This window comes from Kocuria sp. 2SI, assembly GCF_005502825.1.
In the GTDB taxonomy this organism is placed as follows: domain Bacteria; phylum Actinomycetota; class Actinomycetes; order Actinomycetales; family Micrococcaceae; genus Kocuria; species Kocuria palustris.
Genome location: NZ_SCNB01000009.1, coordinates 113,275 through 132,623, shown reverse-complemented (window position 1 = coordinate 132,623; position 19,349 = coordinate 113,275). Strand labels below are relative to the sequence as shown.

15 protein-coding genes are annotated in these 19,349 nt (G+C 70.7%); 13 read left to right on the top strand and 2 right to left on the bottom strand.

The window, feature by feature from the left end; genetic code table 11:
* Positions 1–108: 108 nt before the first annotated feature.
* A complete protein-coding gene (locus FFS25_RS07205) occupies positions 109–1,467 on the bottom strand; it encodes an MFS transporter (RefSeq protein WP_137802386.1) in 1,359 nt (452 codons plus the stop codon).
* 179 nt (positions 1,468–1,646) lie between these two features.
* On the opposite strand from FFS25_RS07205, the gene thrS reads away from it, so the two are divergent.
* The 13 genes from thrS (at position 1,647) to FFS25_RS07140 (ending at position 18,586) form a co-directional block, all read left to right on the top strand.
* Complete coding sequence (gene thrS / locus FFS25_RS07200; protein ID WP_137802385.1) at positions 1,647–3,803, top strand: threonine--tRNA ligase; 2,157 nt, start codon at positions 1,647–1,649, stop codon at positions 3,801–3,803.
* Positions 3,800–4,438, top strand: coding sequence for an HIT family protein (locus FFS25_RS07195; RefSeq protein WP_051990364.1), 639 nt, complete (start codon positions 3,800–3,802; stop codon positions 4,436–4,438). The genes thrS and FFS25_RS07195 overlap by 4 nt, the downstream gene beginning before the upstream one ends.
* Before the next feature lie 406 nt (positions 4,439–4,844).
* Entirely contained in the window at positions 4,845–6,092 is a 1,248-nt protein-coding gene (locus FFS25_RS07190; protein WP_249933808.1) for an FAD-binding oxidoreductase, read from the top strand.
* A gap of 56 nt (positions 6,093–6,148) precedes the next feature.
* Positions 6,149–7,459: a Mur ligase family protein gene (locus FFS25_RS07185; RefSeq protein WP_040560230.1), complete on the top strand. Its 1,311-nt coding sequence runs from the start codon at positions 6,149–6,151 to the stop codon at positions 7,457–7,459.
* A 12-nt stretch (positions 7,460–7,471) separates the two neighbouring features.
* The gene (locus tag FFS25_RS07180) at positions 7,472–8,245 is read left to right on the top strand and encodes a type 1 glutamine amidotransferase (RefSeq protein ID WP_006213311.1); all 774 of its coding nucleotides are present in this window, start codon (positions 7,472–7,474) and stop codon (positions 8,243–8,245) included.
* Between the two features lie 175 nt (positions 8,246–8,420).
* The gene (locus FFS25_RS07175; RefSeq protein WP_006213310.1) at positions 8,421–9,182 is read left to right on the top strand and encodes a YebC/PmpR family DNA-binding transcriptional regulator; all 762 of its coding nucleotides are present in this window, start codon (positions 8,421–8,423) and stop codon (positions 9,180–9,182) included.
* A 32-nt stretch (positions 9,183–9,214) separates the two neighbouring features.
* Positions 9,215–9,874, top strand: a complete 660-nt coding sequence (ruvC, locus tag FFS25_RS07170) for a crossover junction endodeoxyribonuclease RuvC (protein ID WP_006213309.1) — start codon at positions 9,215–9,217, stop codon at positions 9,872–9,874.
* A gap of 156 nt (positions 9,875–10,030) precedes the next feature.
* On the top strand, positions 10,031–10,693 hold the full coding sequence (gene ruvA / locus FFS25_RS07165) for a Holliday junction branch migration protein RuvA (protein WP_006213308.1): 663 nt from the start codon (positions 10,031–10,033) through the stop codon (positions 10,691–10,693).
* Between the two features lie 2 nt (positions 10,694–10,695).
* Positions 10,696–11,775 carry a Holliday junction branch migration DNA helicase RuvB gene (gene ruvB / locus FFS25_RS07160; protein WP_006213307.1) on the top strand — a complete coding sequence of 360 codons (1,080 nt, stop codon included), beginning with the start codon at positions 10,696–10,698 and terminating at the stop codon, positions 11,773–11,775.
* A 197-nt stretch (positions 11,776–11,972) separates the two neighbouring features.
* Positions 11,973–12,416 carry a preprotein translocase subunit YajC gene (locus FFS25_RS07155; RefSeq protein WP_006213306.1) on the top strand — a complete coding sequence of 148 codons (444 nt, stop codon included), beginning with the start codon at positions 11,973–11,975 and terminating at the stop codon, positions 12,414–12,416.
* 151 nt (positions 12,417–12,567) lie between these two features.
* Complete coding sequence (secD, locus tag FFS25_RS07150; protein WP_006213305.1) at positions 12,568–14,730, top strand: protein translocase subunit SecD; 2,163 nt, start codon at positions 12,568–12,570, stop codon at positions 14,728–14,730.
* The gene (gene secF, locus FFS25_RS07145; protein WP_006213304.1) at positions 14,730–15,827 is read left to right on the top strand and encodes a protein translocase subunit SecF; all 1,098 of its coding nucleotides are present in this window, start codon (positions 14,730–14,732) and stop codon (positions 15,825–15,827) included. The genes secD and secF overlap by 1 nt, the downstream gene beginning before the upstream one ends.
* 125 nt (positions 15,828–15,952) lie before the next feature.
* Positions 15,953–18,586 (top strand): RelA/SpoT family protein, encoded by a 2,634-nt coding sequence (locus FFS25_RS07140; protein WP_006213303.1) that lies wholly within the window; start codon positions 15,953–15,955, stop codon positions 18,584–18,586.
* 70 nt (positions 18,587–18,656) lie between these two features.
* Here FFS25_RS07140 and FFS25_RS07135 read toward each other — a convergent pair whose 3' ends face one another.
* Positions 18,657–19,340 (bottom strand): hypothetical protein, encoded by a 684-nt coding sequence (locus FFS25_RS07135; RefSeq protein ID WP_006213302.1) that lies wholly within the window; start codon positions 19,338–19,340, stop codon positions 18,657–18,659.
* Positions 19,341–19,349 lie beyond the last annotated feature (9 nt).

The following is a 19,349-nucleotide window of genomic DNA, read 5'->3' as shown; positions in this document are numbered from 1 at the left end:
GGGGCGGACTCCAGGATCGGGGGAAGCAAGGGGCCAGCGTCCACCGTAAGTGCACTGAGCATGCGGGGCGATGCGAGTTGCCCGGGGTTTCTCGTGGGATCCGACCCCTCAGGGCAGGGGGATCTGCCCCGTGGGCGGTGACGGGGTCCGACCGGCACCGCGGCCGTGGACGAGCCAGTAGTACACGACGGAGACCAGCAGTACACCGGCTGCGCACAGGTACATCCCGCGGTAGCCGAGCGCGGGCACCACAGAGCCGAGGACAGCGGGCCCGACGGTCGCGCCGAGGTCCATGCACAGGAAGAAGGTCGCCGTTGTCAGTCCCACGCGAGCGATTGGGGCGACCTTGACGGCCGCCGCCTGGGCCGCGGTGATGATCGCGCCGAAGGAGCAGCCCAGCATGGCCCCGGCCGCCAGCAGCATCCATCCGGAGCTCGCGAAGGCCAGCATGACCAGGGTCGCCGAGAACAGCACCAGCGCCGGAGGGATCACGCTGTTGTCGCCGCGCCGGTCCTGCCGCCTGCCCAGGTACGGGCGCGTGAGGACGATGGCGATCGCGTACACGACGAAGAAGGCCGCGGCCGAGCTCACCAGATCCAGCTCCACGGCGTAGGCGTTGAGGTAGGTCAGGATCGTGGAGTAAGCCATGCCGGCGAAGACCATGAGCCCGGATATGGGGAGGGCGCGCGTCTCGATGATCGACGACAGCCGCCACTGCCGTGCCGAGCGGCGCTGGGCCTGAGTGAGCTCGACCTCGGGGACGCGCAGCACGAGCACCACGATCAGGGCCAGGCCCGCCACCGCGGAGACGAGCACGAAGAGGCTCCCGTAGCCGATCGAGCGCGAGAGCCACACGCCCAGGGCGGGGCCCAGAGCTGTGGCCAGGGTGGTCGACAGGCCGAAGTACCCCGTGGCCTCGCCCCGGCGCCGAGGCGGGATGACGCCCTGCACCGCGGCCGGGGCGATCGTGGTCACGGCGGCGAAGGCGATGCCGTTGACGAAGCGCACGGCCAGCAGCCCGGCCATCCCGGTATCCGGCAGATAGGCCGTGGAGATCAGCGTGAACAGGACCATGGCCGTGACCAGGACGCGCCGCCGTCCGATGAGCTCCATGTACTTGCCCGTGAGCAGCCGGGCGATCACCGCGCCGACGGTGAACGACGACGTCGTCAGCCCGGCCTCGGCCTGACCGGCCGAGAAGCGGTCCATCGCGTAGGCGGCCGAGATGGTGGTCACGAGGTAGAACTGCATGGACACCAGGAACTGGACCAGCCACAGCAGCACGAACCGGGGGCTCAGGATCCGCTGCGACAGGTCCTTGGACGCCTCGGGTGCGGGGCGCTGCAGCAGCGGGATCTGTCCGGTGACGGGCTGGTCGTAGCGCAGCGGCTCGACCTCGGGCTCGTCGGGCTGCGCGTTCTCGTGGGGATCGTCGGGGTCGTCCTGCGGGGCGGGAGGCGTCGTCATATGGCTGCGGGGACTCCGTTCGGGGCAGGCGGCGACCGTGATGGCTGGGGCTCGACCATTGTGCCCCGCCCGCAGCGGCTTGCCTCGCGATCTGCGACGTCGCACCGCGCCGGTAGCATGGCCTGGTCGCGCGGCCCCTGTACGGTCGCGTCCCTCGAACCGAAAGGCTGCAGCAGCTCATGAGCGAGTCCGTGTCCCAGAACCCCTCCGCGCAGGATCCCAGCGTCGGCGGGATCACCGTCACCGTGGACGGACAGCAGCAGCAGGTCGCCACCGGCACCACCGCCGCCGACCTCTACCAGGGCCAGCGGGAGGTCGTCGTCGCCCGGATCGACGGCACCCTGCGCGATCTGGCCACGCCCCTGGCCGACGGACAGTCGGTCGAGCGCGTGCTGATCTCGGACCCGGAGGGCCTGGAGGTCCTGCGCCACTCGACCGCCCACGTGATGGCCCAGGCGGTGCAGGAGCTCAAGCAGGAGGCCAAGCTCGGCATCGGCCCGTACATCACGGACGGGTTCTACTTCGACTTCGACGTCGACGAGGCCTTCACCCCGGAGGATCTCAAGGCGCTGGAGAAGCGCATGCAGAAGATCGTGAACTCCACGCAGAGCTTCCGCCGGCGCTCCGTGACCCACGATGAGGCCGTCGCGGAGATGGCCGACGAGCCCTACAAGCTCGAGCTGATCGGGCTGGCCCAGGGCCCCGGCTCCGGTGCGGAGGTCGCCGCCACGGAGGGCGCCTCGCAGGAGGTCGCCGCCGGCGAGCTGACCATCTACGACAACGTCGACCGCAAGTCCGGCGAGATCGTCTGGAAGGACCTGTGCCGCGGGCCCCACCTGCCGGACACCAAGCTGATCGGCAACGGCTTCGCCCTGATGCGCTCGGCTGCCGCCTACTGGCGCGGCTCGGAGAAGAACAAGCAGCTGCAGCGCATCTACGGCACGGCATGGCCCACCAAGGACGAGCTCAAGGCGTACAAGGATCGCCTCGCCGAGGCCGAGCGCCGCGATCACCGCAAGCTGGGCTCCGAGCTGGACCTGTTCTCCTTCCCGGACGAGATCGGCTCCGGTTTGGCCGTGTTCCACCCCAAGGGCGGTCTGATCCGCATGGAGATGGAGAACCTCTCGCGCGAGCAGCACGTCAAGCACGGCTACTCGTTCGTGAACACGCCGCACATCACCAAGTCCACGCTCTACGAGATCTCCGGGCACCTGGGCTTCTACAAGGACGGCATGTTCCCGCCCATGCAGATGGACGAGGAGCGCGACGACGCGGGCAACGTCACCAAGCAGGGCCAGGACTACTACCTGAAGCCCATGAACTGCCCCATGCACAACCTGATATTCCGCCAGCGCGGCCGCTCCTACCGCGACCTGCCGCTGCGGCTGTTCGAGTTCGGCACGGTGTACCGCAATGAGAAGTCCGGCGTGATCCACGGCCTGACCCGCGCCCGCGGCTTCACGCAGGACGACGCCCACATCTACTGCACGCGCGAGCAGATGCGCGATGAGATCGCCACCACGCTGGACTTCGTGCTGGACCTGCTGCGGGCCTACGGGCTGGACGACTTCTACCTGGAGCTCTCCACGCGCGATCCGCAGAAGTCCATCGGCGACGACGCCACCTGGGAGGAGGCCACCTCCACGCTCGAGGAGGTCGCCACCGCATCGGGTCTGGAGCTCGTCCCGGATCCGGAGGGCGCGGCGTTCTACGGCCCCAAGATCTCCGTGCAGGCTCGCGATGCCATCGGGCGCACCTGGCAGATGTCCACGATCCAGCTGGACTTCTTCATGCCTGAGCGCTTCGACCTCGAGTACGCGGCCGCCGACGGCTCCCGTCAGCGCCCCGTCATGATCCACCGCGCGCTGTTCGGCTCGATCGAGCGGTTCTTCGGCGTGCTGACCGAGCACTACGCAGGCGCCTTCCCGGCCTGGCTGGCGCCCGAGCAGGTCCGCGCCATCCCGGTAGTCGAGGCCTTCGACGACTACCTGGGCGACGTCGTGGCGAAACTGCGCACCGCCGGGGTGCGCGCCGAGCTCGACTCCTCCTCGGACCGGTTCCCCAAGAAGATCCGCACCGCGTCCAAGGACAAGGTGCCGTTCGTGCTGATCGCAGGCGGCGACGACGCCGAGGCCGGTGCAGTGTCCTTCCGCTTCCGTGACGGCTCGCAGGAGAACGGCGTGCCGGTCGAGGAGGCCGTCGCCCGGATCGCCGCGCACGTGAGCAACCGCGTCAACGACGATCCCGTCCCCTCGGCCGCCGCGGGCGATGAGACGGTCGGGCAGGCCCCCGGCGTGGACGCCGATGCGCCGGGGTCGCAGGGCGCGCAGTCATGAGCACGGGGGAGCAGGGCGCGCGCGTGGGCCAGCACCACTGGGTGCGCCAGGACGATTTCGAGATCCCCGGGGTGCCGGATTCGTTCCAGCGCCTGTGGACCCCGCACCGCCTGGCCTATGTGCGCGGCGAGGACACCTCGGTCGAGACGGTGCCGGGCTGCCCGTTCTGCACGGGCCCCGAGCGCCGGGACGACGAATCCCTGATCGTCTTCCGCGGCGAGCACTGCTTCGTGATCCTCAACCTGTTCCCCTACAACCCCGGCCACCTGCTGGTGTGCCCGTACCGCCACCTGGCGGATCTGACCGAGCTCACCGACGACGAGCTCACCGAGCTCATGCGCCTGACCCGCGACGCTGTCGTGGCAGTGAGCGAGGCCTCGCACCCGAACGCCTTCAACACGGGGCTGAATCTGGGCCAGGCGGCTGGCGGTTCGCTGTCGGATCACCTGCACATGCATGTGGTGCCGCGGTGGATCGGGGACTCCAACTTCCTGCCCGTGACCGCGCACACCAAAGCGATCATGGACACGCTGGGCGGGACCTGGACCGACATCCGGGAGCACTGGCCGGAGCAGGGCACAGCGCCGCGGGCCACGGAGGGCACCGGAACCGCCGGCACGGCCGCGGAGAGCTGATCTCCCCGGCCTCGCGCGCAGCCTTGCAGCGTCCTTCGACTCTGTGCCGCATCCAGTGGCCGAATCCGCACCGTTGAGCCATCGACAGCCCGAGTCGGTGCCGCTCAGAGGTCCGCGATGGTGCCGAACCGGCCGCCGGATGGCAGTGAGGTGAAGAAGCGGCCGCTCGATGCCGCTCCGGGGATAGCCGAGTGCACTTAGGCTGAGGGGATCCTCAACGCCGCGGGTTCGCTCTCGGAGGCTGCGGCACGTGAATCGACGGGAGCCACGATGTCCGCGAACCACGGCACGCTGAGCTGTCCGGCGACGGCTGCGCTCGAGCACCTGAAGGCGCAGCTGGGCGCGCGGCTGAGCACCGACCCCGCTGGCGCTGATCCGCGCCGGAAGCATCGAGGACGTCCAGCTCGTGTGCCGCACCGCCTCCGAGCACGGCATCCCGGTGGTCACCCGCGGCGCGGGCACCGGCCTGGCCGGCGGGGCGTGCGCCGGTCCCGGCGAGCTCGTGCTGTCCACGCAGGACCTGGATCAGGTGCACGAGATCTCGGTGCCGAATCGCCTGGCCGTCGTCGGGCCGGGGATCCTCAACGGCGCGCTGAACGCCCGACTGGCCGAGCACGGACTGTGGTGGGCCCCGGACCCCTCGAGCAAGGACATCTCCACGGTCGGCGGCAACATCGCCATGAACGCCGGCGGCCTGCTGTGCGCCAAGTACGGCGTGACCCGGGAGGCGGTGCTCGCGCTGGAGGTCGTGCTCGCCGACGGCCGCCTGATCTCGGTGGGCCACCGCACCGTGAAGGGCGTGACCGGCTACGACCTGTGCGCGCTGATGATCGGCTCGGAGGGCACGCTGGGTGTGATCGTGGAATGCACGCTGGCGCTGCGTCCCGTCGTGACGGGGCCCCGGCCGGTGGTCGCTGCGAGCTTCCCGAGCGTCCTCGCAGCCTCGGCGACCGCCTCCGCTGTCACGGCGGAGGGTCTCACCCCTGCGCTGCTCGAGCTGATGGACGGGCCCACGGTGGAATGCGTCGAGCAGCTGCGCGGTCGGCGCATCGGTCCGGCGGGTTCGTCGTTCCTGCTGGCCCAGACCGACGGGGCCGAGGCAGCTGAGGTCGCGGGGCGGATCGCGGCCATCTTCGAACGCGCCGGGGGAGAGGTCCGCGCGGCCGAGGACGAGGCGGAAGCCGAGGAGCTCGTGGGCCTGCGGCGCAGCGCGTTCCCTGCGCTGGAGGCCCGTGCCGAGCAGATGGCCCGGGACGGGGGCTTCGACGGACGCGGCTCGATCCTGGTGGAGGACATCGCCGTGCCGCGCGACCGGCTGGCCGAGGCCTTCGAGCGGATCCGCGAGATCGAGCTGCGTCACGGGATCCTCATCCCCACGACCACCCACGCCGGCGACGGCAACCTGCACCCGATCTTCCTGGTCGGCGACGACGAGGTCCCGGAGCGGATCTGGGAGGCCGCCGGAGAGGGCTTCCGGATCGCCCTGGAGCTGGGCGGCACGCTGTCGGGGGAGCATGGCATCGGCCTGCTCAAGCGGCGCTGGCTCGGAGATGAGCTCGGAGAGGATCAGCTGGACCTCCAGGCGCAGATCCGCGCGGTCTTCGATCCGCAGGGGATCCTCAATCCCGGCAAGGTCTTCGCACGGGAGCACTGAACCTGGCGGCGAGCCCCGGCCCTGCCGGCGCTGAGTCGTCAGGGCGACGAACTAGGATGTCCGCCATGTCCAGACCACTTGTGAGGCTCCTCGGCCAGGGCGTGCGCGCCGCCACCAAGCTGCGCGGCGGAGGCTCGGCGTTCCCCGGGCTTGTGATGGAGAAGCTGCACCCGGACTTCGTGGCCGAGCAGCTGGCCCGGCTGCCCCAGGGCGTCGTGGTGATCTCCGGGACCAACGGCAAGACGACCACCACCAAGATGGCCGTCCAGCTGCTCGAGTCCCAGGGCCTGCGCGTGTTCACCAACCGCACCGGCTCGAACTTCGTGCGCGGGGTGGCGGCCTCCCTGCTGGAGGAGATCTCCCTGACCGGCAGGCTGGACGCGGACATCGCCGTGCTGGAGCTCGACGAGGCCCACGCGGTCCACTTCGTGAAGCTCGTCCAGCCCCGGTTCGCTCTGCTGCTCAACGTCATGCGAGATCAGCTCGACCGCTTCGGCGAGATCGACACCACCCGCCGCATGCTCTCCCAGATCGCGGCGGCCACCACCGAGGCCGTGGTCCTCAACCGCGAGGACCCGCGCATTGCCTCTCTGGCCGATGACGTCCGCCCCGGGACCGCGGTGCACTGGTACGGGCTGTCGGAGAAGCTGCGGCCCATGTTCCCGTCGGACGACGACATGCGCGGCGCCGACGGCCCCGAGGCTCCGGTGCCGTCGCAGGAGGCCAAGCCGGAGGCGATCGTCCAGCTCGAGGACTTCGAGGCCACCGACGTCACGTTCTCCGTGCGCGGGGAGCCGGCGCAGGCGGAGGTCCATCTCTACGGCGTCTACAACGTCTACAACGCCGCGGCCGCCCTGGCGCTGGCGCTGACCGTCTCGCAGGAGCGCAGCGGCCTGTCCGCCGCGCTGCCGTCGCTGCTGGGGGAGCTGTCCCGCGTGACCCCGGCCTTCGGACGCGGCGAGACGATCATGGTCGACGGCACCCCGCTGCAGCTGCTGCTCGTGAAGAACCCCGCGGGCTTCCGCCTGTCGCTGGCCTCCGCCGCACCGGAGTCCTACGCGACCATGATCTCCATCAACGACGAATACGCCGACGGTCGCGACGTCTCCTGGCTGTGGGACGTCGAGTTCGAGTCCCTGCGCGGCGGGGGAGTGGACATGGTCACCGGCACGCGCGCCTGGGACATGGCTCTGCGCCTGGACTACGACCAGGTGCAGGTCGGCGCCGTCGAGCCGGACATCGCCCGAGCGCTCACGGAGTTCATCGCCTCCGCCGACGGACGCCCCATGCGCGTCTTCTGCACCTATACGTCCATGCTCACGCTGCGCCGCGAGCTGCGCGCCGTGGCCGTCGTGCCCGAGATCTGAGAGAGGACCGCGATGACCACTGCGACTCCCAACCTCCCCGCCGCAGGAGCCGAGCCCGAGCTCGGCGGGCAGGGCGAGATCCACCTCGTGCAGCTCTATCCGCGCGACATGAACATCTACGGCGACTGGGGCAACACGCTGACGCTCAAGCGCCGTCTCGAGCGCCGCGGCTACAGCGTGCGCGTCACCGACTACAACCCCGGCGACTCCTTCCCCGGCGACGGCGACATCTTCGTGGGCGGCGGCGGCCAGGACTCCGGGCAGTTCCGCGTCATGGAGGATCTGCAGCGGATCAAGCCGCTGCTGCTCGAGCTGGTGCAGGACGGCGCGCCTATGCTCGCCATCTGCGGGCTCTACCAGCTCTTCGGCCATCGCTTCCGCACGATCGGCGGCGAGACGCTGACCGGCGTGGGGATCTTCGACCTCGAGACCGTCGGGGGCCCGGAGCGGCTGATCGGCAACATCGTCACCGAGTCGCCCGATCTCGGCACCGTGATCGGCTACGAGAACCACTCCGGGCTGACCCACCTGGGCGCGGGCCAGGAGCCGTTCGGTCGCGTGATCTCCGGTGCGGGCAACGACGGCCAGGACGGCACGGAGGGCGCGGTGACCCGCGAGGTCATCGGCACCTATCTGCACGGCTCCCTGCTGCCCAAGAACCCGGCGGTGGCCGATCACCTCATCGCCACGGCGGTGCGGCGACGCTATGCGCACGAGACCCTCGAGCCGCTGAACGATCTGCTGGCGGAGAAGGCGCGGGAGGTCGCGGCCTCCCGTCCGCGCTGAGCCCGGGACCCGTCGCCTACAATCGACCAGCAGACTTCCCAGCGCAGCGTCATGCGCCGCGGTGGTGCGCCGCACGGCCCCTCCGGCCGTGACCGGCACCCCCGACGCACGCGTTGCCAGCCGCCGCCGGGAGGAGCCCGGCGCTGCGGCACCGACACTAACCAGGAGGCAAGCCATGTCCGGTCACTCCAAGTGGGCCACGACCAAGCACAAGAAGGCCGCCATCGACGCCAAGCGCGCCAAGGCCTTCGCCAAGTACATCAAGGGCATCGAGGTCGCCGCGCGCCAGGGCGGCGCCGACACCGCGGGCAACCCGGCGCTGGATCTGGCCGTGTCCAAGGCCAAGAAGAACTCGGTGCCCAACGACAACATCGACCGCGCCATCAAGCGCGGCGCCGGCCTGACCGGCGAGGTCATCGAGTACTCGGAGATCTTCTACGAGGCCCGCGGCCCCCAGGGGTCGGCGCTGTACATCGAGTGCCTGACCGACAACAAGAACCGCGCGGCCTCCGAGGTCCGCGTGGCCGTGACTCGCAACGGCGGCACCATGGCCGATCCGGGCTCGGTCACCTTCATGTTCGAGCGCAAGGGCGTGGCCGAGGTCGCCAAGGCCGACGGCGTCACCGAGGACGACGTCATGATGGCTGTGCTGGACGCCGGGGCGGAGGAGGTCATCGAGGACCAGGACGTCTTCGAGGTCATCTCCGAGGCCACCGACCTGCCCCAGATCCGCACGGCTCTGGACGAGGCGGAGCTGGAGTACAACAACGACGACCCCCAGTTCCGCCCGAACATGAAGGTCGAGCTCGACGCCGACGCCGCGCGCAAGTTCCTGCGCCTGGCCGATGCGATCGAGGAGCTCGACGACGTCCAGAACGTCTACTCCAACGTGGAGATCACCCCCGAGGTCGCCGCCCAGCTCGAGGACGAGGACTGAGCCAGGCTCCGGCACCCGCCCGACGTCCCGCCATGGGCTCCGCGGCCAGGGCGCAGGCCCCCGAGCAGGTCATCCTGGGCGTCGATCCCGGGCTGACCCGCTGCGGGTTCGGGATCGTGCGCATGCGCGCCGACCGCCGCGCCGAATGGGTCCACCACGAGGTCCAGGGCACAGGCGCCGACGAGCCCCTGGAGCAGCGGATCCTGCGCATCGCCCAGGCGGCCGATCAGCTGCTCGAGCGCTTCGCCCCGGATGCTATGGCGATCGAGCGCGTGTTCGCGCAGAACAACGCCCCCACCGTGGTCGGCACCGCCCAGGCCTCGGGCGTGGTGATCGCCGCCGCAGCCGCTCGCGGGGTCCCCGTCGCCTGGCACACCCCGTCCGAGGTCAAGGCCGCGGTCACCGGCGACGGCTCGGCCGAGAAGGCCGCCGTGACCAAGATGATCGCGCGCATCCTCCGCCTCGAGCAGCTGCCGCGTCCGGCCGACGCCGCCGATGCCCTGGCGATCGCGGTCTGCCACGGCTGGCGCTCCGGTGTGGGCGCGGGCCTGGACGCCCAGGCGGGCACTACGACCACGCACCAGGGCGCCCGCACGCAACTGCAGCGCGCGAGCCAGGAGCGCGGCACCGCCCTGACACCCGCTCAGCGCGCCTGGCAGGCCGCGGAGCAGAAGGCTCGGCGCGGCCGCTGAGGGAGCGCATCGTCCTCGGGTGCGGGCCCTCGTCCCGGGCGAGGGCCTGCGCTGTGTGGTCCTCGCGGCTTGGTAGGGTGAGCGAGGCATCGTACTGATGTTCGAATGGCTGCCCGATTCGCGGGCGGCTCCCCGCATCGAGGAGAGGGTGTTCCCATGATCGCGTCCGTGCGCGGCGAGGTGCTGCACAAGGGACTGAGCACGGCCGTCGTCGACGTCATGGGGCTGGGCCTCGAGCTGCAGGCCACCCCGCAGACTCTCTCCGGGCTGCACGAGGGCCGCGAGGCCCGGCTGGCCACCGCGTTCGTGGCGCGCAAGGACGACTCCCCGCTGCTGTTCGGCTTCGCGGGCGCGGAGGAGAAGGAGATCTTCGAGACCATGCTGGGCGTCTCCGGCATCGGTCCGCGCACCGCACTGGCGGTGCTGACCGCGCTGGGCACGCAGGAGGTCCGCACGGCCATCGCCCAGGGCGACCCCAAGCCGTTCACCACCGTCTCCGGGATCGGGCCCAAGGGCGCCAAGCGCATCGTGCTCGAGCTCGCGGACAAGCTCGTTCCCGCCGATCCGGCACCGGCCTCGACCCCGCAGGCGGCGCAGATCCCGCTGTGGCGCACCCAGGTCACGGAGGCCCTCACGGGTCTGGGCTGGAACGAGAAGGACGCCTCGGCGGCCATCGACGACGCCCTGGTCGGTCGAGAGGAGCTCGCCGACTCCGGTGACGTCGCCCTGATCCTGCGCACCGTGCTCGGGTGGCTCGGCGCCCGGGCCTCGGCTCCTGCCGCCGGCCGGGGCTCGACTCGCACGGGGGAGGGCCGCTGAGCATGGACGCACAGCACAGCGGGTCCGAGCGCCTGGTGGGCGGGGAGCCGGAGCTGGACGAGCGCGCCGTCGAATCGGCCCTGCGCCCCGAGTCCCTGGCGGACTTCGTGGGTCAGCCGCGTGTGCGCCAGCAGCTCTCCCTGGTCCTGGAGGCCTCCAGGCTGCGGGGCCGCAGCGCCGATCACGTGCTGCTGTCCGGACCTCCCGGTCTGGGCAAGACCACGCTGGCCATGATCATCGCCCAGGAGATGGGCGCTCCGCTGCGCATCTCCTCCGGGCCTGCCATCCAGCACTCCGGCGACCTGGCCGCGATCCTGTCCTCCCTGACTGAGGGCGAGGTCCTGTTCCTCGACGAGATCCACCGCATGTCCCGGCCCGCCGAGGAGATGCTCTACATGGCCATGGAGGACTTCCGGGTCGACATCGTGGTGGGCAAGGGCGCCGGGGCCACCTCCATCCCGCTGGACCTGCCTCCGTTCACCCTGGTCGGTGCCACCACGCGCGCCGGGCTGCTGCCGGGACCGCTGCGCGATCGCTTCGGCTTCACCGGGCACCTCGAGTTCTACAGCGACCACGAGCTCGTCTCCGTGCTGCGCCGCTCCGCCGGGCTGCTGGACCTGCGCCTGTCCACGGAGGGCTTCGAGGAGGTCGCCACCCGCTCCCGCGGCACTCCGCGCATCGCCAACCGCCTGCTGCGCCGCGTGCGCGACTGGGCGCTGGTCCACGGCGTGGACAGCATCGACGCCCGCGCCTGCTCCGCCGCCCTGGAGATGTACGAGGTCGACTCGCGGGGCCTGGACCGCCTGGACCGCTCGGTGCTCGAGGCGCTGGTCCGCCACTTCGGCGGCGGACCGGTGGGGCTGTCCACCCTGGCGATCGCCGTGGGGGAGGAATCGGAGACCGTCGAGGAGGTCGCCGAGCCGTACCTGGTCCGCGAGGGCCTGCTGGCGCGGACCCCGCGAGGACGCATCGCCATGCCCGCGGCTTGGGAGCACCTGGGACTGGTGCCGCCCGAGCACGCAGCCTTCCGGGACACTGCGGTGCGCCAGGCCCTCGGCGACCAGGACCCCCCGCAGCAGTAGCCCTCCGGACGGCGACCGGCTGCGATCCGGCGCCTGGGAGCCCGCTGACCGGGCCCTGCGCGGCCGCGTCCCCTACCATGGACGGGAATCCTCGCCGCCGCCGCGCTGCCCCACGTGCTTGTCCAGGGGCGGAGTCCCGGTCGCGGCACCGACCACCACGCGATGCGCAGAAGCGCATCGCAGGATCAGGAGTCTGCATGACACCCGTCGTCACCGAATCGCTGTCCGCCGCCGGAGCTGCCGGAGGCGGCGGCTCCTCCATGCTGCTCTTCGGCTTCATGCTGCTGCTGATCATCGGCATGTTCTGGTTCTCCAGCCGCACCCGCAAGAAGCAGCAGGAGAAGCTGAAGTCGCAGCAGCGCGCCATGGAGCCCGGCATGGAGGTCATGACGAGCTACGGCCTCTACGGCCGCCTGGTCTCCAAGGACGAGGATGCCGTCAAGGCCGTCATCGAGATCGCCCCGGGCACCCAGGTCACCGTGCACCTGCAGACCCTCACCAACGTGGTCGAGCGTGACACCCCCGCTGCCGGCGGCACGGATGCCGCAGGCTCCACCGCAGCCGGGGACGCCTCCGCTGACGAGACCCCCGCTGGCGACCCCACGGATCCCCGCGATCCGGGAGCCGACTCCTCCCGCTGATCAGCCAGCACCCGCGCCTCGGCCCCCTCGGCCGGGGCGCTCGTGCGTGTTGCGGCACCTGAGACCGCCTCCTCGGGTCCACCCGCGCCCGCCCGGCCCACGTGTGCCACGCTTCACAGCCCCCTCGAACCCCGCAAGGATCTGCGCCCCGATGTCGACATCGCCAGAAGATCGCTCGTCCGCGAGCACCCCCGGCCGCGAGCCGGGGGACCGGAAGAAGAAGCCGCGCCGCAGCGAGCAGGAGACGGCGGCCCAGCGGGCGCAGCGTCGTCAGCTCGGCGGCACCGAGCTGCACCGGGCGGTGAGAACTGCTCGAGGCTCGCTCGTGGGCATGTTCGTGCTGCTGGCCGCCATGCTCGGCGTGCTGGGCTGGGGCGCAGGCCAGGGCCACACCGGCTGGGGGCCGCGCCTGGCGCTGGACCTCGAGGGCGGCACGCAGATGATCCTGACCCCTGAGCTGACCGGTCAGCAGGAGGGCGAGGAGATATCCCAGGAGCAGCTCGACCAGGCGGTGGAGATCATCCGCCAGCGCGTCGACGGCTCCGGCGTCTCGGAGGCCGAGGTCTCCACCCAGGGCGGCGAGAACATCGTCGTGTCCATGCCGGGCACGCCCGATCAGGAGACCCGGGACCTGATCCAGACCTCGGCGCAGATGAGCTTCCGACCCGTGCTGATGGTCGGCCCCGCCGAGGCCACTCCGGAGGACGAGCGCACCCCCGAGGACGAGCAGGTCGAGCCGGACGGCGAGCCCACGGACTCGTCGGACCCCAACTGGGTCGACGGCGATCTGATGGCCAAGTACGAGGCCACGGACTGCACGCAGCCGCAGACCCCCGAGCAGCGCGCCGCCCAGGACCCGGAGGCGGCCATCGTCGCCTGCGATCCCAGCGGCGGCGGCAAGTACATCCTCGGCCCGATCGAGCTCGAGGGCACCGATATCTCGGACTCGTCGTACGGCATGGCCCAGGGGGCCAACGGGACGACCACCGGCCAGTACGCCGTGAACATCCAGTTCAACGAGGAAGGCACCCAGACCTTCAAGGAGCTCTCCGAGCGCCTGAACTCGATCGGTCAGACCAGCCCCGAGGACCCCCGCAGCCAGTTCGCGATCCTGCTGGACGGCGAGGTCATCTCCGCACCGTCCATGGACGCGGTCATCCCCGACGGCCAGGCGCAGATCACCGGCTCCTTCACGGAGGAGGACGCGCAGTTCCTCTCCGAGCAGCTGCGCTACGGCTCGCTGCCCGTGAGCTTCGAGATCTCCTCGGAGCAGCAGATCTCGGCCACCATGGGCGCCGATCAGCTGCGCTGGGGCGTCATCGCCGGGCTCATCGGCCTGGTCCTGGTGGCCGTCTACTGCCTGTTCCAGTACCGCCTGCTGGGCTTGGTGACCATCGCTTCGCTCGTGGTGCTGGGCGTGGCGTCCTGGCTGGCCATCGTGCTGCTGGGCTGGGGCATGAACTACCGCCTGTCGATGGCGGGCGTGGCCGGCCTGATCGTGTCGATCGGCATGGCCGCCGACTCGTTCATCGTCTACTTCGAGCGCATCCGCGATGAGATCCGCATCGGGCGCACGATTCCCGCGGCCATCGATCACGGCTGGAAGCGCGCCCGCCAGACGGTCATCGCCTCCAAGTCCGTGAACCTGATCGCCTCCGTGGTGCTGTACTTCGTGGCCGTGGGCAACGTGCGCGGCTTCGCGTTCACTCTGGGGCTCACCGCGGTGATCGACCTGGTGGTCGTGTTCCTGTTCACCCACCCGGTCATGGTCCTGCTCTCGCGCACCCGATTCTTCGCTCAGGGCCGCAAGGGCTCCGGGCTGGATCCCGAGACCCTCGACGCCGTGCCGTTCTACCGCGGCGCCGGTCGCACCCGCACCCCGGACGACCTGGACCCGGCCGCCGGTGCCGTGGCGGAGGAGTCCGCCGTGCAGACCGCCCCGGCCGAGCAGGAGCTCGTGGGCCCGTCCTCGCCGCTCAGCTCCCGCACGGAGCACGCGGCCTCGACGGAGCCCGACGACGACAGCGCCCCCGAGAGCTCCGCGGCGCACAATGCTGCAGAGACAGAGGACTCTCCCGGGCCCGGCAAGGCAGCGACCGAGGCTCAGCGCACCGGCTCGAGCGCTGCTGCGGGCAGGCCCTCCCGCCGCAGCGCTGGGGCCCCGGACGACGAGCGCGGTCTCACCGTGGCCGAGCGCCGCCGTCGGGCCCGGCGCGCGGCAGGCGAGTCATCGCCGTCGGACCCGCCGCCCCCGCAGGACCCGGAAGCGACCCGCCCGGCCTCCGACCGACGCACGAACGAGGAGGACGCCTGATGTCCCGCTTCTCAGACTTCGGCAACGACCTCTACAGCGGTCGTCGCTCCTTCGGCTTCGTGCCCCGACGCGGGCTGTGGCTGGCCATCGTCGGCGCGCTCGTGGTCATCAGCCTGCTGATCCCCGTGGTCAAGGGCGGCTTCAACCTGGGCATCGACTTCACCGGCGGCTCGGAGTTCACGATCTCCTCGGTGGCCGACGACGATCCGCAGGTCGGCCAGCAGGCGCTGCAGGACACCGGTGCCACCGAGGAGGGCGAGGTCACCAACATCGCCCCGGGCACCATGCGCGCCCAGACCGAGCAGCTCGACGACGAGCAGACCCTGGAGGTCCGCGACGCCCTGGCCCAGGCCTATGACGTCCCGGCCGAGAACGTCACCTCGAACTTCGTGGGCCCCACCTGGGGCGCGGGGATCTCGCAGCAGATGCTGCGCGGCCTGGTGATCTTCCTGGTGCTCACCGCGGTCGTGATGGCCCTGTACTTCCGCACCTGGAAGATGTCCGTGGCCTCGATGGCAGGCGTGTTCGTCACGGTGGCACTCACCGTGGGCACCTACTCGCTCGTGGGCTTCGAGGTCACGCCCTCGGCCGTCATCGGCTTCCTGACCGTGCTGTCGTACTCGCTGTACGACACCGTGGTCGTCTTCGACAAGGTCCGCGAGAACACCAAGGGCCTGCTCAACGGCTCCGCGCCGGCCTCCCGCAGGAAGCGCGGGTTCCTGGGGCAGATCAACCTGGCGGCCAACCAGACGCTGGTGCGCTCGATCAACACCTCGATCGTGGGCCTGCTGCCCGTGGGCGCCATCCTGTTCATCGGCGCCGCGCTGCTGGGTGCCGGAACACTCAAGGACCTGGCGCTGTCGCAGTTCGTGGGCATCATCTACGGCACGCTGGCCACGCTGTTCGTGGCCACGCCGCTGTATGCGGCGCTGCGCTCCCGCGAACCGGCCGTGCGCCGGATCGACGAGGCCGCCGAGGCCTCCGCCGGCCGTTCCGGTGCTTCGGGCGAGGACTCCGAGGTGCCGCTCGACGACGAGGCCGCGGGCAGCGTCACCGCAGGTGCGACCACGACCCGCGCCGGGGGCTCCACAGCCTGAGGATGCGGCCCGATGTGGTCTGGAGCATGTCCCGGTGGTCCTACAATTGCCGGATTGATCCACTTCGGGGATCGCGTGGAAGGGCCGGGCGCTGAACCTGGCCGGACCGAGAACAGGAGGCGGAGATGACCGAGGGCCGCAGGGGAGTCATCGACGACGGCCGGGGGCGGCCTCCGCGCGCGCCCGAACCCTCCGCCGAAGCCGTCGAGCCCGCCCAGGAGGGCGCCTCGGCGGAGACCTCGCCGCAGCCCTCCGCAGATCGCTCGCACGACAGCGCCTCCGCCGCGGCGGCCCCGGAAGCCTCGGAGACTCTCGGTGCCGCCTCGAAGGCGACCGCCGACTCCGCCGCCGACGACCCGGACGAGGCCATCGAGCGCCGGTCCCGCCAGCTCGAGGCCGAGGAGGCCGAGCGTGCGGCGCGGCGTCGCACGGGCTCGAGTGCCGGGGGCACGCACTGGGTCGTGCCCGCCTCGCGCCCGGTCTTCGGCCGCGCGGTGTTCCCGGGGCGCTCGGAGCGCACCCGCTCCACGCTGTCGTACCTGTCGGGGGCCTCGATCTCGTCGTCCCCGCTGATCGAGCCGCTGCTGCGCACCGTGCGCGAGAACGCTCCCGACGAGGACCTGGCGGTCCTGCAGCGCGCGTTCTCCGTGGCCGATGAGCGCCACCAGGGGCAGAAGCGCAAGAGCGGCGACCCGTACATCACTCATCCGGTGGCCGTGACGACCATCCTGGCCGAGCTCGGCATGACCGGCCCGGTGCTGGTCGCCGCGCTGCTGCACGACACGGTCGAGGACACCGACTACACCCTCGAGGACCTCACCGAGGAGTTCGGCGAGGAGGTCGCGGCGCTCGTCGACGGCGTGACCAAGCTCGACAAGGTGCAGTACGGGGATAACGCGCAGGCCGAGACCGTGCGCAAGATGATCGTGGCCATGGCCAAGGACATCCGCGTGCTGCTGATCAAGCTCGCCGACCGGCTGCACAACGCCCGCACGTGGCGCTTCGTGTCCCAGGAGTCCTCGGGGCGCAAGGCGCGCGAGACCCTCGAGATCTTCGCTCCGCTGGCTCACCGCCTGGGCCTGAACACGATCAAGTGGGAGCTCGAGGATCTGTCCTTCGCGGCGCTGTATCCCAAGATCTATGAGGAGATTGTGCGGATGGTGGGGGAGCGCCAGCCCCAGCGCGAGCGCAACCTGGCCCGGATCCGCTCCCTCGTGGCCGAGGACCTGGACAAGGCCGAGATCGAGGCCACGATCACGGGGCGCCCCAAGCACTACTACTCCATCTACCAGAAGATGGTCGTGCGGGGTAAGGACTTCGACGAGATCCAGGACCTGCTGGCCGTGCGCGTGCTCGTGGGCACGGTGCGCGAGTGCTATGCGGCCCTCGGTGCGCTGCATGCGCGGTGGCGGCCCCTGCCGGGGCGGTTCAAGGACTACATCGCCATGCCCAAGTTCAACATGTACCAGTCGCTGCACACCACGGTGCTGGGACCGAACGGGCGCCCGGTCGAGATCCAGATCCGCACCCACGACATGCACCAGCGCGCCGAGTACGGCGTGGCCGCGCACTGGAAGTACAAGGCCTCCGGCGCCGCCGACGGCCCCGCGGCCAAGGCGGATGCCGATGACATCGGCTGGCTGAAGTCCCTGGTGTCCTGGCAGGACGAGACGCGGGACTCGACCGAGTTCCTGGACTCGCTGCGCTACCAGATCGACACCAAGGAGGTCTTCGTCTTCACGCCCAAGGGCGATGTCATGGCGCTGCCCGTGGGCTCCACCCCGGTGGACTTCGCCTACGCCGTGCACACGGAGGTCGGCGACAAGACCATCGGCGCGCGGGTCAACGGAAAGCTCGTGGCCCTGTCCTCCGAGCTGCAGCACGGCGACTGGGTCGAGGTGCTGACTTCCAAGTCGGAGGCGGCCGGGCCGTCGCAGGACTGGCTGAAGTTCGTCTCCTCGCCGCGGGCCCGGTCCAAGATCAAGCAGTGGTTCTCCAAGGAGCGCCGCGAGGAGGCCATCGAACGCGGCCAGGAGTCGCTGACCCGTGCGCTGCGCAAGCACCACCTGCCGCTGCAGCGCACGGTCACGCAGGAGGCTCTGGTCTCAGCGGCGCACACGCTGAACAAGTCGGACATCGCCGAGCTCTACGAGGCCATCGGCACCGACTCGGTCACGGCGCGGCAGGTCGTGGACCTGCTGGTGGAATCGGCCGGCGGCGAGGAGGGCTCGGCCGAGGAGATCGACGACACCTCCACGCCCATCCAGCCGGTGCGCTCCCGCGTGGTCGACTCCGGCGTGGCCGTGGACGGCGCCAGCGACGTCTACGTGAAGCTCGCCCGCTGCTGCACGCCGGTGCCCCCGGACGAGATCGTCGGCTTCGTGACCCGCGGGCAGGGCATCTCGGTGCACCGGGCCGACTGCTCGAACATCGCCGCGCAGAAGGAGCCAGAGCGCCTGGTCAAGGTCCACTGGGCCCCCACCCAGGCCTCGGTGTTTCTGGTCGAGATCCAGGTCGAGGCGCTGGACCGCAACTCGCTGCTCTCCGATGTCACCCGGGTGCTCTCGGAGAACCACGTCAACATCCTCTCGGCCAACGTCTCCACCTCCACGCAGCGCGTGGCGATCTCCCGCTTCGCCTTCGAGATGGGCGATGCCCGCTACCTCAATCACGTGCTGAACCAGGTCCGCCGGATCGACGGCGTCTACGACGTCTATCGCACCTCCGGCCAGCGCAGGCTCTCCACCGCGGAGGCCTGAGCACTGAGCCGCAGCTGTCGCAGCTCGTGCCTGAGGGGTCTGTGCCGCGCATCTGCTGTCCCTCGGCAGCTCAGCGCGGCACGACCAGTCCGAGCCTCCGGCAGGCACTGCGCAGCGTGACCATTCCCCTGCGTCGATCCGGAAGCCGGGACCGCTGCCGCAGCAGGTCCGTGACCGCCTGCGGCTCCACACCCAGATGCGGGGCCTCCAGGAGCTGCTCCAGGGCGGGCACGGCAGTCGGGTCCTCCCAGCAGGCCAGATCCGCTGCGGTGCGCAGCGGCGTGGTGACCTGCAGACCGTGCAGCCGATCCACGTCCTGCGGCTCGTGGACCAGCTGTCGGACCTCCCAAGCGAGACCCTCCAGCTGAGGATCGACCGGACGGGTGGTCGTGCGCCGCTGGCGATGGACCATCAGGTGCAGACGCTGCGGAGCCGGGCAGCAGGACAGGAACCAGGCGGCGGTCGTGCGGTGAAGCACCGCGTGCTCCAGCACTGCCTCCGGCACGACGGCACGGATCGCCCGGGCACGGTCGGCACGGGTCACCGGAAGCAGACGCGGGCTGCAGATCCCGCCCAGCAGCGGGACCGCCAGGTCGTCACGCTGCAGGGCCGAGCGCTCCAGAGCGGAGAGCTCTGCCCAGCGCGGTGCCTCATCGTCGGGGAGGGACAGAATGCCGCCGGCCGGTCCTGCGGCCGCCGGCGGCAGCGCGATCGCAGCGTGGGCGTACCGCGGGTCGAGCAGAGGATGCGTCATGCCGGACAG